This is a genomic window from Micromonospora sp. FIMYZ51, assembly GCF_038246755.1.
GTDB lineage: Bacteria > Actinomycetota > Actinomycetes > Mycobacteriales > Micromonosporaceae > Micromonospora.
The window spans coordinates 4,754,912-4,769,363 of record NZ_CP134706.1; the positions used below are offsets into that span (position 1 = coordinate 4,754,912).

A 14,452-nucleotide genomic window follows, 5' to 3' on the forward strand; every position below is an offset into this window, starting at 1 on the left:
AGCGGCGTGCGGTTCGTCATCCGCGCAACAGCGGCAGAAGCTGGTCACCCTGGCGTTTGATTTCCGGCAGGTAGGGCGTGTCGGAGAGCACGAAGTGGGAGATGCCCAGCCCTCGGTACTTGCGCAGCGACGCCGCCACGTCCTCGGCCGAGCCCACCAGCCAGGTGCTGCCCGCACCGCCGCCGCCGAACCTGCCGGGCGTGGTGTAGAGGTTGCCGTCGAGCACCTCGCCCCGGGCGGCGAGGGCGAGCAGCCGCTGCTGGCCCACGGCAGCCCGCCAGCGCGGAGAGCCGTGGATGTTCCCCACCCGGTCGGCGAGCTGCGCGACCTTCGCCTCAGCGTCGGCCCATGCTTGTTCGGTGGTGTCCCGCACCAGCGTGGTGATCCGTAGCCCGAATTCCAGCGGGGCGTGCTCGCGCCCGAGGCTGTCACTGAGTTGCGTGAGCCGCTCGATCCGCTCGGCGACTCCGTCGAGCGGCTCACCCCAGAACAGCTGGACGTCGGCCTCAGTGGCGGCGACCTTCTCGGCGGCGGGCGAGGCGCCGCCGAAGTAGATCCGCGGGTGCTTTCGGTTTCCGTGGACGACCGGTCGGGGCAACACGGTGGAGTCGGCGACGCTGAAGTGCCGGCCCTGGTAGGTGACGTTCTCCTGGTTCCACAGCTTGCGCACGAGCTGGATGAACTCCTTGGTACGGGCGTAACGGTCGGCCTGGTCGCCGTCGCTGTCGCCGTATGCTGCCAGGTTGTCCTTGCCCGACACGATGTTGATCAGCACTCGTCCACCGCTGAGCTGGTCGAGCGTCGCTGCAGCGGAAGCGAAGTTCGCCGGGCGCCAGTAGCCGGGACGGATCGCGATCAGTGGTTGAAAGGTCGTGGTCCGGGCGGCCAAAGCGGTGGCGACCGTGAGGGTATCGGGCCGCCCCCAGCCGGTCCCGATGAGCGCGCCGCCCCACCCGTGGTCTTCAACCGCCTGCGCCTGCTTGGTGAGGGTGTCGAGGCTGTTGTGGTTGTCGACGATGTCGTCGCCGCGGTGCCCCGGCTCGACCTGGTTCGGGATGTACCAGAGGAACTCGACGCTCATCAGCGGATCTCCTTGCCCTGTCGACGGTCGCTGTGGGGCTTGTGTCGAAGGCCGTCACCGGCCTGCGCGCGCGGACGACGACCGGCGGTTCGGGGATTGGTCCGGCTGCGACAGCGCGCCGGACCAATCCCCGTGGTGCTGGCCGCCCGCCCGGGCGTCGACACCGCCCTAGCGGAACAGCAGTGATGCGTTGCGGACGGCGTGCGCGGCGACGTCACGGCCGAGTTCGACGCCGGCCTCGTCCGCGGTTCGGGTGTGAATCCCCGACCAGACGCGGGCGTCGACGTTCTCCAACGTGGGACGCCGCCAGTCGCGGTAGGTCCGGGTGGCGCCGGGTTGGCTGGGGCTGCCGATCGTGTACGGCTCCCGCGCTCGCGGCCCGATCAGGGCGGTGAGCACCTGCTCGGCGGCACCGGAGTAGGTGTTGTGTCCGCTCGGGTAGTCCGGGTGCGCGGGCGTCGTGTGCAGTGGCGTCCAGTCCGGGTCGGCGCCGGCCCGGATGGCGGTGACAGGTCGCCAGCGTAGATAGGCGTACTTGGCATCGGAGGTCGCGAGCTGGGTGTCGACGAGCGCCACGTGGAAGACGGCTACGAGGCTTGCCCGCCAGGCGACGGGCCGGGTGGACTGCGCGAGTGCGGCGCGGAGGATCCCCGTGTAGAGAGTCAGGGACGACCCGAGCCAGAAGGTGGCCGTGTCGGTCTGTTGCGGTGTACGTACCACGCTGTCGGCGGCACCGTACGCGCGGACCTCGGCAAGATCCGTGCGGTAACGCTCCGAGTCCAGCGCGGGCGGTGGAGCAGGCCGGTAGCGGTCGACCCGGTCGAGCAGGAACGGCGTGGCGAAGCGGTTTCCGGCCTGCTGGGCGGCTCCGAAGCTCGGTGGGGTGGGTTGCCAGATTCCGGGTGCCGGTTCGGGCGCTGGGTACGCCGGGTTGACCGAGGCGGGGTCGAGACCGTCACCGGCCCGCTGGGTGAGCAATGACCGCGCTTGCGCCTGGCCGGCGGCGATGCCTCGCTCCTCGGCGCGTCCGTCGGGGATCCGGCTCAACGTGGCCTGTAGGGCCGCGTCGAGGGTTGGGGCGGCCTCAGGTATCAGACTGCTCAGCGCGGTGTGGATCGCGGACGCGAGCGCGGCGTCCTGGTAGTGGTGTGCGGTGCCGATGGGCACGGTGCGTACGGCGCGGGCGGCGGCGAGCCAGCCGATCGCCCACGCCCGGCTGTTCGTGACCTGCGGACGGGTACCGGTTGCGACGGCGACCGCAGTGACGTCGTACCACTCCAGAACGGTGTCGACCTTCTTGGTGGCGGAGGCAGCCGGTGCGGCGGCGGGTAGACCGGTGACAAGCACGGCGGCTGCGATACCGGCCACAGCACGGCGCCAGGCGCCTCCCGCCAGAAATGTCATGACTCTTTCACTGCTTCGGGAAGTGGGGGAAAGGCTGGTCACTGGGCTCCTCCAACGAGGGCCGCCGACCCGGGACCGCGACGGCGCACCCCCGGATCGGTCAGCGACGGCGGCTGATAGCCGGCGTCGGCGGGGTTCAGGGTGGTGCCGGGAGGAACGATGACGTCGATGCGGTCCAGCACGTCGCGGGACAGCGTGACCTTGGCGGCGTCGAGCTGCGATTCCAGGTGGGCCAGGGTGCGCGGTCCGATGATCGCCGAGGTGACCGCGGGATGTTCCAGGACGAACGCGATGGCCAGGTGGATGAGTGAGAGCCCGGCCTCGTCCGCGAGGGCCGCAAGCTGGTCGACGGCGGCCAGCTTGGCGGCGTTTGCCGGCAGGGTCGGGTCGAACCGGGCCGGGAACCGGTCGGCGCGACGGGAGATCGGGGCGTCCAGCCCACCGTGGTAGCGCCCGGACAGCCAACCGCCGGCGAGTGGACTCCACGGAATCACCGCCAGCCCGTACCGCTGGGCCACGGGCAGCACCTCGCGTTCGATCCCACGCGCCAGGATCGAGTACGGCGGCTGCTCGCTGACCACCCGCTCGCGGTTGCGTCGCTGCGCGATCCACTGGCCTTCCACGATGGCCGACGGCTCGAAGGTGGAGGTGCCGATGTAGCGGACCTTGCCCTGGCGCACCAGGTCGCTGAGCGCGCCGAGGGTGTCGTCGAAGTCGGTGTCGGGCTCCGGTCGGTGCACCTGGTACAGGTCGATCCAGTCGGTGTTCAGCCTGCGCAGGCTGTTCTCCACGGCGCGGGTGATCCAGCGGCGCGAGTTGCCCCGGTGGTGCGGGTTGTCGCCGACCTGGCCGTGGAACTTGGTGGCGAGAAAAACGTCGTCCCGACGTCCGCCGGCGAGGGCCTTGCCGACGATCTCCTCGGATTCGCCGTGCGAGTAGACGTCAGCGGTATCGATGGAGTTGATGCCTTCGTCGAGCGCCCGGTGGATGATGCGGATGCCGTCGGAGTGGTCCGGGTTGCCCCGTTGACCGAAGTTCATCGCGCCCAGCGTCAGCGTGCTGATCCGCACGCCGGTGCGTCCGAAGGGTCGATAGTCAACCATGAGCTTGTCCTTTCTGCGGCTCAACGCGAGACGGCGGCGAGCTGTTTGCTGTACTGGTTGGCCGGTCGGGGCAGCCCGTAGTGCTCGCGCAGGGTCGTTGCGGTGTACTCGGTGCGGAACAGCCCGCGGCGTTGCAGGATCGGCACGACGTGGTCGACGAAGGCCTCCAGCCCGGACGGCAGCACCGGTGGCATGATGTTGAAGCCGTCGGCAGCGCCGCTGCGGTACCACTGCTCGATGGCATCGGCGACCTGCTCAGGGGTGCCGGCGAAGGTGCGGTGCCCGCGCCCGCCGCCGAGCCGACCGATCAATTGGCGTACCGTCAGCCGTTCCCGTCGGGCCAGTGTGACGATGAGGGTGTAGCGGCTCTTGGCACCCTCGATCTGGTCCTCGCCGGGCAGGTCGGCGGGGAGTTCCTTGTCCAGGTCGAGGTCTTCCGGGTCGACCCGCAGCGTGGTGGCGAGTTGCTGGCGGGCGTACTCCGGTTTGATCAGCCGGTCGAGTTCGTCCTCCAGCGCGCGGGCCTCGGCCTCGGTGGCGCCGATCGCCGGGACAATGCCCGGCAGGATCTTGAGGGTGTCCGGGTCGCGACCGGCCTGCTCGGTACGCCGCTTCAGGTCGCGGTAGAACTCCTGGGCCTCGCCCAGGGTCTGCTGGGCGGTGAAGACGGCCTCGGCGTAGCGAGCGGCCAGTTCCTTGCCGTCCTCCGACGACCCGGCCTGCACCAGCAGCGGGTAGCCCTGCGGCGAGCGGGGAACGTTGAGCGGACCGGCCACCCGGAAGTGTCGCCCGACATGCTCCGGTGGGTAGAGCAGGTCGTCGTCGCCCCACCGGCCGGCGTCCTTGTCACCGAGCGGCGCGGCATCGTCCCAGCTGTCCCAGAGCTTGAGCGACACCTCGACGAACTCCGCAGCCCGCTCATACCGGTCCCGGTGGGCGGGCAACTCGTCCAGGTTGAAATTGCGGGCCGCCTTCTCGCCCGCCGTGGTGACGATGTTCCAGCCGGCGCGGCCACCGCTGATGTGGTCCAGCGACGCGAACCGACGGGCCAGGTTGAACGGCTCGTTGTACGTCGTCGAGGCGGTGGCGATCAGGCCGATGTGGTTGGTCACGCCAGCGAGCGCGGCGAGGAGCACTGTCGGCTCGAGCGTGCCGCCCGGCCGCCGGCCGATGCTGTTCCACAGCACCGGGCTGTCGGCAAGAAAGAGCGAGTCGAGCTTGCCGCGTTCGGCGATCCGGGCGAGACGCTTGAAGTGCTCGACCTCGGTCTGCGCGAACGGGTTGCTCTCCGGCAGCCGCCAGGCCGCCTCGTGATGGCCGACGCCCATCAGGAAGGCGTTGAGGTGCAGCATGGGTCATCCTTCCGAGTGGTTGACGCCGAGGGCTCGCAGCAGCGTTTCGCGGTACGCGAGGAACTGCGGCTGCCGGTGCGAGCGCTGCGCCGGGAGATCGATGGTGAGGTCGACGGCTATCCGTCCGCTGTCGAGCAGCAGCACTCGGTCGGCAAGCGTGACGGCCTCGTCGACGTCGTGCGTGACGAGCAGCACCGTGGGCCGGTGCCGGGCGTACAGTTCGCGCAGCAGATCGTGCATGCGCAGCCGGGTCAACGCGTCAAGCGCGCCGAAGGGCTCGTCGGCCAGCAGCAGTTCCGGCTCGGACACCAGGGCCCGGGCCAGTGCCACCCGCTGCTGTTCGCCACCGGACAACTCGTTCGGCCAGGCATTCTCCCGCCCGGCGAGGCCGACCTCGGCGAGGGCCGCCCGGCCGCGCTCGTGGGCATTGGATCCGCGTAGGCCGAGAACGACGTTGTCCAGCACGCGCTGCCAGGGCAGCAGCCGGGCATCCTGGAACACGACCGAGGACTTCTCCGGCACCTCGATCACGCCTGAGCCGTCGACGTCGCTGTCCAGGCCGGCGAGTGCACGCAGCAGGGTGCTCTTTCCCGAACCGCTGCGGCCCAGCAGGGCGACGAACTCGCCTGAGCCGATCTCCAGGTCGAACCCGTCCAGGACAGCCCGGCTTCCGAAGCCGCGCACCAGCCGGTGGACCCGTACCGTCCCGGTGGCGGTCAGTCCGCCAAGGTTCGTCGCCACGACAACGCCCTCCTCTGCGCGAGCCGGACGGCGCCGTCGGACAGCAGCCCGAGAAGGCCGTACAGCACGAGCCCAACGATGATCACATCGGTCTGGCCGTACTCACGGGCCAGTTGCATCATGTAGCCGATCCCGCTTGTCGAGTTGATCTGTTCGACGACCACCAGGGCGAGCCACGCGTTCACCACCGCGAACCGCATGCCGAGCAGGAAGCCGGGCAGCGCGCCGGGCAGCACGATCCGGCGGAGGAAGACCGCCCGCGGCAGCCGCAGCGACTCGCCCAGTTCGACGTAGCGGCTGTCGATGCTGCGCAACCCGTTGTGGGTGTGGATGTAGACCGGCACGAACACGCCGAGCGTGATGGTGATGACCTTCATCTGCTCGCCGATGCCGAACCAGAGGACGAGCAGCGGCAGCAGCGCGAGTGACGGGATGGCCCGCTTGATCTGGATGGGGCCGTCGAGCAATGCCTCACCCCACCGGCTGAGGCCGGCGACCACCGCGAGCACGGTGCCGATGACGGTGCCGATGACGAGCCCCAGGCCGGCCCGCTGGGCCGAGATGGCCAGGTTGTCCTGTAGCCGGCCGTCGGCGATCAGGTCGCCGGTGGTCGTCACCACGGTCCAGGGTGCCGACAGGGTGCGGGGGTCGATCCAGCCGGCCGCCGAGCCGGCCGCCCACACCGACAGGAGCAGGAACGGGCCGATCGCGGCTCCGAGCGGGATAGGACGGCCCGGCTTCAGGCGGCGACCCGGTTTGCGGACGGACGGGGTCGTCGTGCCCTGGGGGCGGGCGAGAACCGAGGCCGTCACCTGAGGTTCTCCGTGGCGAGCGCCTCGGCGGCCACCGACTCATACCGCCTGTCGTACAGGTCCGCGGCGTCGAGCCTCTTGTTCCCGGTCTCTCTGGCTAGCAGGTCGATGGTTTCCTGGTGTCGGGCGATGGCCTCGGTCCAGCTCGGCGGGATGTCGGCCACACCGGCGTTCTCGACCAGCCACTTGCCGTCCTCGGCGCTCAGTCCCTGGTCCTTGACGTAGTAGCGCTCGATCCACTCGTCCGGGTTGGCCTCCCGCCACCGCCAGGCCCGCGCCCACGCCTGCACGTACTCGCGGATCGCGGCCGCCTTCCCCGGATCGGTGAGGACGGTGGCCGGCACGTACAGGTGACCTGGATCGTCCCGCAGACCGTGGGCGATGGTGGTGGCGCCGTCCCGGCCGTACTTGGTCTCGTAGCGTTTGACCTGCACGCCCCCGATCGGGGCGACGTCGACCTGATGACTGGCGAGGGCGGTGGCGTAGACGTCACCGGTGCTCGGCAGTTCCACCAGTTTCACATCCTCCTTGGCCAGTCCGGCCTTGTGCAGGACCCGCAGCACCAGCGCGCCCTGTGCCTGTCCCGGGCTGTACGCGACCTTCTTGCCACGGATGTCAGCGAGGGTGGTGACCGTGACACCGGGTGCGACGCCGAGACGGTAGATGGGGTGGTTCAGTGGGTCCTGCCGAAACTTCGAAGCGACGATCTTGGTCGGGATGTTCGTCCAGTGGGAGTGGATCGGCGGGATGTCGGCGACCGAGCCGATGTCGAGGGCCTTGGCCCGGAACGCCTCCAGGGTTTGCGGGCCGCCGCTGATGTTGGCCCACTCCACCTCGAACGAGAACTTCTCCGCCTCGCCGGAGAACTCGATCGCCTTCTGATGTTCCTTGTCGCCGACGACGAGCTTGGTGCCCTTCGGCACCGAATCGGGCAGCGGTGCGCCCAGGGCGAGCGCCGCCTGGGGCGTGTCATCGCCGGCGCAAGCGGTGACGCCCAGTGCGACCGCGCCGAGGGCGGCGGACAGCAACGCCCGACGGTCCAGGATGATTGGCGGCTTCACCTACGACTCCTTCGTGGAGGGGTTCAGGGCGGCGTACCGCCCCTCGTGGTACAGCAGGGGGGTGCCCTCGCCGTGGCTTCCGGCCACCGGCTGGGCCAACACGATCGCGTGGTCACCGGCGACCACCCGCTGGTGCACCCGGCACAACAACCAGGCGATCGGCTCGTGCAGCAGCGGCACCCCGTGCGGGCCGTACTGCCACTGGGAATGGGCGGCGAACCGGTCGATGCCGCTGGTGGCGAACGTCCGCGCGACATCCTGCTGGTGCTGACCGAGCAGGTGCACCGCCACGTGCTCCGCTGTGGCGACGGTCGGCCAGCTCGACGACGATCGGGCCAGGCAGAACGACACGAGCGGTGGGCGCAGCGATACCGACGTGAACGAGGTGGCGGTGAACCCCACCGGCGGGTTGCCCGCAACGGTGATGACGGTGACCGATGCGGCCTGTCGCCGCAGCAGGCCACGGAAGGTTTCGGGATCGACCGGAACGTCCCGTTCGACAGTGACAGTCATGGCGTCCTCCTGTTGAGGTACGACGAGCCCGCGCCGGGCAGGTGTGAGCGCGACGCGATGCGGGGGCGAGCAGGTGTGCGCAGAGGTGGCCGGACGTCGTCGAACCGGCAGTGCAGCGCTGGAGCGGATCAGGATTGCGCGTTCAACGGCAGCAGCCGCGCGCGCCGGTCCAGCCACGACAGCATCCCCGCGACACCGCGACCGCGGTGCCGTCGAGCGGGGTGCGCTGGCTGACCATGCCGTTCACGATAACCCCTAAAACCTACGGACTAAATAGGGATTTCAGTCACTGGGACGGCACACCGCCGGCACGTAGCCCGCTCGCCGCACGTGAGGTGATCGGGCGCAGCCCATCCAGCGGCCACTCCGCCGCAGCTGGGAGACGAGCGCCGTCGGCCAGAGCCCCGAATCATGCTCCAGATCCGGCCAGGGGTCTTGATTTCCTAGTTATCCGGTAGAAACACTAGGTACATGACGGTGGATGGCAAGCCGGCGACCCGCGGGTTCTCCCCGATCGGGACAGCCGACGCGGAGCCCGGCTCCGAGGTCGCGAGCCTGCGGGTGGTGCCGGCCCGTCATCCCTGGCGGTGGGTGGCCAGCGGCGTCACGGCTGTGCTGCTGGCGATGGCGCTGCACGCGTTGGTCACCAATCCGGCGTGGGAGTGGCATGTCGTCAGCCAGTACCTGTTCTACGAGACCATCCTCCGCGCGGTCGGCGTCACCCTGCAGCTGACCGCGCTCGGCATCCTGATCGGATTCGCGCTCGGCACCGTGCTGGCGCTGATGCGGCTGTCCCCCAGCCCGCTACTGCAGGCGTTCGCGTGGGGGTACGTGTGGCTGTTCCGTTCCGTACCCCTGATCCTGCAGTTGCTCTTCTGGTTCAACCTCGCCCTGCTGTACGACCGCATTTCCCTCGGCATCCCCTTCGGGCCCTCGTTCTGGGAGTTCCGGACGCAGGACCTGGTCGGGCCACTGACCGCTGCCACGCTGGGCCTGGCGTTGCATCAGGCGGCCTACTGCGCGGAGATCGTCCGCGCCGGCTTCCTCTCCGTCGACCAGGGCCAACTGGAGGCGGCCGCGGCACTCGGAATCCCTCGCCGCCGGCAGATTCGCCGGATCCTGCTGCCACAGGCGATGCGAACTATCATCCCGACCGCCGGCAACGAGATCATCGGGCTGGTCAAGGGCACCTCGGTGGTCTACATCATGGCCATCCCCGAGCTCTTCTACCAGGTACAGGTCATCTACGCGCGAAACGGCCGGGTGATCGCGCTGCTGCTCGTGGCGGCGATCTGGTACCTGCTGCTCACCACCGTGCTCTCCATCGCCCAGTTCTACGTCGAGCGCTACTACGCCCGAGGCGCCGTGCGGATGCTGCCGCCCACGCCGTGGCAGCGGGTACGCGCCGCCGCTGCCCAGCTCGACGCGGAGCGCCGCCGGCGCCGCTCCGACCGCCAGCGGCTCGACGCCGAGTTGACCGGAAAAGAGGCACCGTGACCACGACGGCGATGGTGGAGATCAAGGGCATCCACAAGAGCTTCGGGCCCGTCGACGTGCTGCGCGGGGTCGACCTACGGGTCCGCGCCGGTGAGGTTGTCGTCATCCTCGGGCCGTCAGGCTCGGGCAAGTCGACGCTGCTGCGCAGCATCAACCACCTGGAGAGGCTCAACAGGGGTTACGTACGCATCGACGGCGAGTTGATCGGTTACCGGCGCTCCGGCGGGCGGCTACGTGAGCTCAAGGAGCGTGAGGTGCTGCGCCAGCGCACCCACATCGGCTTCGTCTTCCAGAACTTCAACCTCTTCCCGCACCTGACCGCGCTGGAGAACGTCGTGGAGGCGCCCGTCGCCGCCCAGCGAAAACCACGCCGGGAGGCGACCGAAAAGGCGCTGCTGCTGCTGGAGCGGGTCGGCCTGTCCGATAAGGCCAACGCCTATCCGCGCCGCCTCTCCGGCGGCCAGCAGCAGCGGGTCGCGATCGCCCGGGCGCTGGCGCTGGAGCCGAAGGTCGTCCTCTTTGACGAACCCACCTCGGCGCTCGATCCCGAACTCGTCGGCGAGGTCCTCGACGTCATGCGCGATCTCGCCCTCCGCGGCACCACCATGATCGTGGTTACCCACGAGATCGGTTTCGCCCGCGAAGTGGCCGACACCGTCGTGTTCGTCGACGACGGGCTGATCGTCGAGCAGGGCCCGCCAGCACAGGTACTCGACCATCCGCGTCACGAACGCACCAAGGCCTTCCTCGCCAAGGTCCTCTGACCCGCAAAGGAGTCCGTCATGTCCAGACGCCTCGCCGCCACCGCACTCGTCGCCCTGCTCGCGCTGACCGCCTGCGGTACACCGGATGACATCGACGCGGTGGCCGTCGACGCCCCCGACGGCACCACCCAGAAGATCAACACAAGTCCCGACCAGAAGCGGATACGGGCGGCGAAGGTCGACGCCATCGCCGTCCAGGTGCCCGAGGCGATCCGCGCCGACGGCAGGCTCGCGGTGGGTGTGAGCGGGGAAGGTTCACCGCCGCTGGCCTTCCGGGCCGACGACGACCGCACGCTTATCGGCGTCGAGCCGGACATCGCCCAACTCGTCGCCGACGTGCTGGGCCTGGAGCTCGACCTGCGCCCCACCTCGTGGGAGAACCTCTTCCTGGTGATCCGGTCCGGTCAGGACGAGGTGGGCTTCTCCAACATCACCGTCACGGAGGAGCGCAAAGACATCTACGACTTCGCCTCCTACCGGGTCGACTCGCTGGGCTGGGAGGTGAAGAAGGACGGCGCTATCGAAAAGATCGACAAGCCGGCGGACATCGCCGGGCTGACCGTCTCCGTCGGTTCCGGCACCAACCAGGAGCAGGTGCTGCTGCGCTGGGACGCGCAGAACAAGGCTGCCGGCCTCCCGGCCGCCAAGATCGTGTACTACCAGCGTCCCACCGAATACCAGCTCGCGCTCCGCTCCGGCCAGATCGATGCCTACTTCGGCCCGAACCCCTCGGTGGTCTACCACGCGGCGGTCAGCGGCGAGACCAAGGTGGTCGGTGTCGTTCCCGGTGGTGGACAGGTGCCCGCGCAGATCGCCGCGATGACCAAGAAGGGCAACGGCTTCGCGACCGCCCTCAGCGAGGCACTGAACACCGTGATCCGGGATGGCCGGTATGCCGAGGTGCTCAGGCGCTGGAACTTGTCCAGCGAGGCGATTCCCACGTCCGAGGTGAACCCGCCCGGTCTCCCCCGCACGTGAGGAACCAAGTGATGACGACACGGTACGGCCCGAAGGCGACGACGCACGTGCTGGACAACCCGGTGTGGGCCGCGCTGAACGGCCCACAGGCACACCTGGGCGAAGTGCGCGGACGGGCCGCCCGGTTCCACCCGGACATCGCCGGATTCGCCACCCTGCGTGCTGAGCCGGACCGACGCGCCTGGGCCGACTTGGGCGAACTGGCCGGCCCTGGCGCCGAGGTGGCGCTGCCGGGCGTCACCTCGGCGCCGCCGTCGGGTTGGCAGGTCATCTTCACGATTCCCGGCGTCCAACTCGTCGACACCGGGCTGCGCGCCGAGCGCGACGTCGAGGCGGTGCCGCTCGGACCGGCCGACGTACCGGAGATGCTCGACCTGGTCGCCCGCACGGCGCCCGGCCCGTTCCGCAAGCGCACCATCGAATTCGGCACCTACCTCGGCATCCACCGCGACGGGCAGCTGGTGGCGATGGCGGGCGAACGCCTCCACCCGCCCGGCTGGACGGAGATCAGCGCCGTCTGCACCGACCCGAACCACCGTGGCCAGGGCCTGGCCACCCGGCTTGTCCGCGCGGTCGCCGCCGGCATCCGGGCCCGCGGCGAGACCCCGTTCCTACACACCACCGCCGACAACTTCGCCGCTATCCGACTCTACGAACACATCGGCTTCACCCTCCGCCGGACGACGAGCTTCCGGGCGGTACGGATTCCCGGCGCGCCGCCGGCCGGACAGGCGGCCGACCCATGACCCTCAGCCCGCTGAGGTGGTCGTGGAGCGCTCCGTTCCGTCAGTCGCTCCGTCCGCCGGCACGCGGCTCCAGATGTCGTTGCACTCGGCGCAGACCGCCTCGGGGATCCATCCGGTCCGCATGAGCCCCGCGAAGATCGCGCAGCCCACGCAGAACGCGAACACGGACTCGAGTGTCGCCGCCACGATCACCGCACCGAGGACGAGATATGCCGCGAGGTGCTGTCCGAACCCGAGCGCCAGCACAGCGGCGGTCAGGGTCAGCACAGCGCCGATCCCTTGGGCGAACCGCTTGGGCGGTCCGGCGACGAGCTTGGCCCGCACCGGTAGCCGCGGCGTGATCACCCGTGTGACGAGCAGGCCGAGAGGACTGAGCCTGGGACCGGCGAGCACCCTCGCGACGAACCCGTACGCGATCAGCACGGTCAGCCAGGGCTGATCCAGCACGATCGTCACCGTGGACAGGATGACCACCCCACCGGCGACGAGCCGGGCGGACACCTCGTTCACGGGGTTGGGGAAACTGAAGAACGCGCTGGTCACAGGCGAGACAATATCTCCTATTCCGATAGATTGAGTAGTCTGATCGCCGGGAGCCGGTCGGACGGCTGCGCTGACAGACCAGCGGCGAGGTGTCGACCAGCCCGCCACGGACGGCATGCAGCCGCAGCAGCACCTGGCGGGGTCGCCGGCGAGCATCGTCGCGTCACGCTGTCATGTGGTTGCCTCGTGGCGGGCCCTGAGGAAAGCCGCGACGACCGGGCGCGTGGCCGTCAGCCAGTCAGCGTAGGCCGCAGGCTCGTCGTGCTCACGGTCGATGACGAACAGTCCACGCCCGGGGACGGTCGCGCCGATCTCGGTGAGCACCGGCCGCAGGGTGAGCTCCGCGGCCAGGTGATGCTGCGGGGCAGCGCCGACCAGCAGCGGGACGGCGAGCCCGCGCAGCCCGGTCCCGCCAGCGAACCGGTCGAGGAAGAGCTTGAGCAGACCCGTGTAGGTGCCCTTGTACGTCGGGCTCGCCACCACCACGAGATCGGCCGCACCAACCTCGGCCACCAGGGCGGCCACGCCGGAATCGTCCCAGTCCAGCAGGGCCGGACCCAGGGTGGCGAGATCGACGGTCAGATCCGGCTCGCGGCCGGCGAGCTGCCGGGCGACGTACCTCGCCGCGGCGAGGGTTCGGCTGGCCGATCGAGGGTTACCGACCACGACCGCGATCCGGGCGTTCACCGCGTCACCGACTTCTCCGCGACCGGTGCCGCGCCGAAGGGTACTGCGGGTGCCGCCTGCCGGACGGGCGCCGGGTGCTGCCAGTGACCGCGGCGGGACAGCTCGGGCAGCACGCCCTCGCCGAACTGGTACGCCTCCTCCAGATGCGGGTAGCCGGAGAGCACGAACTCGCTGATCCCCGCCTCGACGTACTGCTCGATGAGGTCGGCGACCTGCTGATGGTCGCCGACGAGCGCGGTGCCGGCGCCGCCGCGTACCAGCCCGACACCGGCCCACAGATTCGGATGGATCTCCAGCCCGTCCTTGGTGCCGCCGTTGAGGGCGAGCATCCGGCGCTGGCCCTCGGACTCGCTACGGCGCAGGCCTGCCTGGACCTGGCGGATCTGATCGTCGGAGATGCCGGACAGCAGCCGGTCGGCCTCCGCCCAGGCCTCCTCGGCGGTGTCGCGGGCGATGGTGTGCACCCGCAGACCGAAGGCGAGGGTCCGGCCCTGCCGCTCGGCGAGCTCGCGGACCCGGCGCACCTTCTTGGCCACGTCGGCCGGAGGTTCACCCCAGGTCAGGTAGACATCGACGTGCCGGGCCGCCACGTCCAGAGCCGCCGGTGACGAGCCGCCGAAGTAGACGCGTGGCACCGGGTCGGGGATCTGGGTCAGGACCGCGTCGGCGAGCTGGAAGTGGGTGCCCTCGACGTCAACGGGCTTGCCCGACCACAGCGCGCGGACGATCTCCAGGAATTCTCCGGTGCGCTGGTAGCGGGCGTCCTTGTCGAGGAAGTCGCCGTACATCCGCTGCTCGTGGCTCTCGCCCCCAGTGACCACGTTGAGCAACAGTCGGCCGCCGGAGAGGTTCTGGAAAGTGCCGGCCATCTGCGCGGCGAGGTACGGCGACGTGAGGCCGGGCCGGAACGCGACGAGAAACTTCAACCGCGCCGACACGCTGCTCAGCATCGCGGTGGTGATCCAGGCGTCCTCGCACCAGGCGCCGGTGGGGGTCAGCGCGGCCTCGAAGCCCAACTGCTCCGCCGAGCGGGCAATCTGCCCGAGGTAGGCGACAGAGGCTGCCCGGGCGCCCACGTCGGCCGGGGTGCCGTGTCCGCCGCCGACAATCTGCCGGCCGTCGCCGCCGTTCGTCGGTAGGAACCAATGGAACTTCAGATCGGTCATGAGC

The 14,452-nt window shown here is 69.7% G+C and carries 15 protein-coding genes; 4 read left to right on the plus strand and 11 right to left on the minus strand.

Annotated elements, in window-relative coordinates; all coding sequences use genetic code 11:
- Positions 1 to 16: 16 nt before the first annotated feature.
- The 8 genes from QQG74_RS21235 to QQG74_RS21270 form a co-directional block, all read right to left on the minus strand.
- Positions 17 to 1,081, minus strand: coding sequence for an LLM class flavin-dependent oxidoreductase (locus QQG74_RS21235; protein WP_341716520.1), 1,065 nt, complete (start codon positions 1,079 to 1,081; stop codon positions 17 to 19).
- A gap of 168 nt (positions 1,082 to 1,249) precedes the next feature.
- Entirely contained in the window at positions 1,250 to 2,449 is a 1,200-nt protein-coding gene (locus QQG74_RS21240; RefSeq protein ID WP_341716521.1) for a vanadium-dependent haloperoxidase, read from the minus strand.
- Between the two features lie 74 nt (positions 2,450 to 2,523).
- Positions 2,524 to 3,588, minus strand: coding sequence for an aldo/keto reductase (locus QQG74_RS21245; RefSeq protein ID WP_204014177.1), 1,065 nt, complete (start codon positions 3,586 to 3,588; stop codon positions 2,524 to 2,526).
- 20 nt (positions 3,589 to 3,608) lie between these two features.
- Positions 3,609 to 4,940 (minus strand): LLM class flavin-dependent oxidoreductase, encoded by a 1,332-nt coding sequence (locus QQG74_RS21250; protein ID WP_204014175.1) that lies wholly within the window; start codon positions 4,938 to 4,940, stop codon positions 3,609 to 3,611.
- A gap of 3 nt (positions 4,941 to 4,943) precedes the next feature.
- Positions 4,944 to 5,660, minus strand: coding sequence for an ABC transporter ATP-binding protein (locus QQG74_RS21255; protein WP_341721302.1), 717 nt, complete (start codon positions 5,658 to 5,660; stop codon positions 4,944 to 4,946).
- Entirely contained in the window at positions 5,657 to 6,493 is an 837-nt protein-coding gene (locus QQG74_RS21260; protein WP_204014171.1) for an ABC transporter permease, read from the minus strand. Before QQG74_RS21260 ends, QQG74_RS21255 begins: the two co-directional genes overlap by 4 nt.
- Entirely contained in the window at positions 6,490 to 7,554 is a 1,065-nt protein-coding gene (locus QQG74_RS21265) for an ABC transporter substrate-binding protein (RefSeq protein ID WP_341716522.1), read from the minus strand. The genes QQG74_RS21260 and QQG74_RS21265 overlap by 4 nt, the downstream gene beginning before the upstream one ends.
- Positions 7,555 to 8,067, minus strand: coding sequence for a flavin reductase family protein (locus QQG74_RS21270; protein WP_204014169.1), 513 nt, complete (start codon positions 8,065 to 8,067; stop codon positions 7,555 to 7,557).
- A 471-nt stretch (positions 8,068 to 8,538) separates the two neighbouring features.
- Between QQG74_RS21270 and QQG74_RS21275 the strand changes: the two genes are divergently transcribed.
- The 4 genes from QQG74_RS21275 to QQG74_RS21290 are packed head-to-tail and all read left to right on the plus strand — an operon-like array spanning position 8,539 to position 12,052.
- The gene (locus QQG74_RS21275) at positions 8,539 to 9,564 is read left to right on the plus strand and encodes an amino acid ABC transporter permease (RefSeq protein WP_341716523.1); all 1,026 of its coding nucleotides are present in this window, start codon (positions 8,539 to 8,541) and stop codon (positions 9,562 to 9,564) included.
- Between the two features lie 11 nt (positions 9,565 to 9,575).
- Entirely contained in the window at positions 9,576 to 10,328 is a 753-nt protein-coding gene (locus QQG74_RS21280) for an amino acid ABC transporter ATP-binding protein (protein ID WP_204014227.1), read from the plus strand.
- An 18-nt stretch (positions 10,329 to 10,346) separates the two neighbouring features.
- Positions 10,347 to 11,306: a transporter substrate-binding domain-containing protein gene (locus tag QQG74_RS21285; protein WP_204014164.1), complete on the plus strand. Its 960-nt coding sequence runs from the start codon at positions 10,347 to 10,349 to the stop codon at positions 11,304 to 11,306.
- 11 nt (positions 11,307 to 11,317) lie between these two features.
- On the plus strand, positions 11,318 to 12,052 hold the full coding sequence (locus QQG74_RS21290; protein WP_204014161.1) for a GNAT family N-acetyltransferase: 735 nt from the start codon (positions 11,318 to 11,320) through the stop codon (positions 12,050 to 12,052).
- A 3-nt stretch (positions 12,053 to 12,055) separates the two neighbouring features.
- On the opposite strand, the gene QQG74_RS21295 is transcribed toward QQG74_RS21290, so the two are convergent.
- The 3 genes from QQG74_RS21295 to QQG74_RS21305 all read right to left on the minus strand — a co-directional run bounded on the left by QQG74_RS21295 (position 12,056) and on the right by QQG74_RS21305 (position 14,448).
- On the minus strand, positions 12,056 to 12,595 hold the full coding sequence (locus QQG74_RS21295; protein ID WP_341716524.1) for a DUF4395 domain-containing protein: 540 nt from the start codon (positions 12,593 to 12,595) through the stop codon (positions 12,056 to 12,058).
- A 171-nt stretch (positions 12,596 to 12,766) separates the two neighbouring features.
- Positions 12,767 to 13,282 carry an NAD(P)H-dependent oxidoreductase gene (locus QQG74_RS21300; protein WP_341716525.1) on the minus strand — a complete coding sequence of 172 codons (516 nt, stop codon included), beginning with the start codon at positions 13,280 to 13,282 and terminating at the stop codon, positions 12,767 to 12,769.
- Positions 13,279 to 14,448 carry an LLM class flavin-dependent oxidoreductase gene (locus QQG74_RS21305; protein ID WP_204014154.1) on the minus strand — a complete coding sequence of 390 codons (1,170 nt, stop codon included), beginning with the start codon at positions 14,446 to 14,448 and terminating at the stop codon, positions 13,279 to 13,281. Before QQG74_RS21305 ends, QQG74_RS21300 begins: the two co-directional genes overlap by 4 nt.
- Positions 14,449 to 14,452 lie beyond the last annotated feature (4 nt).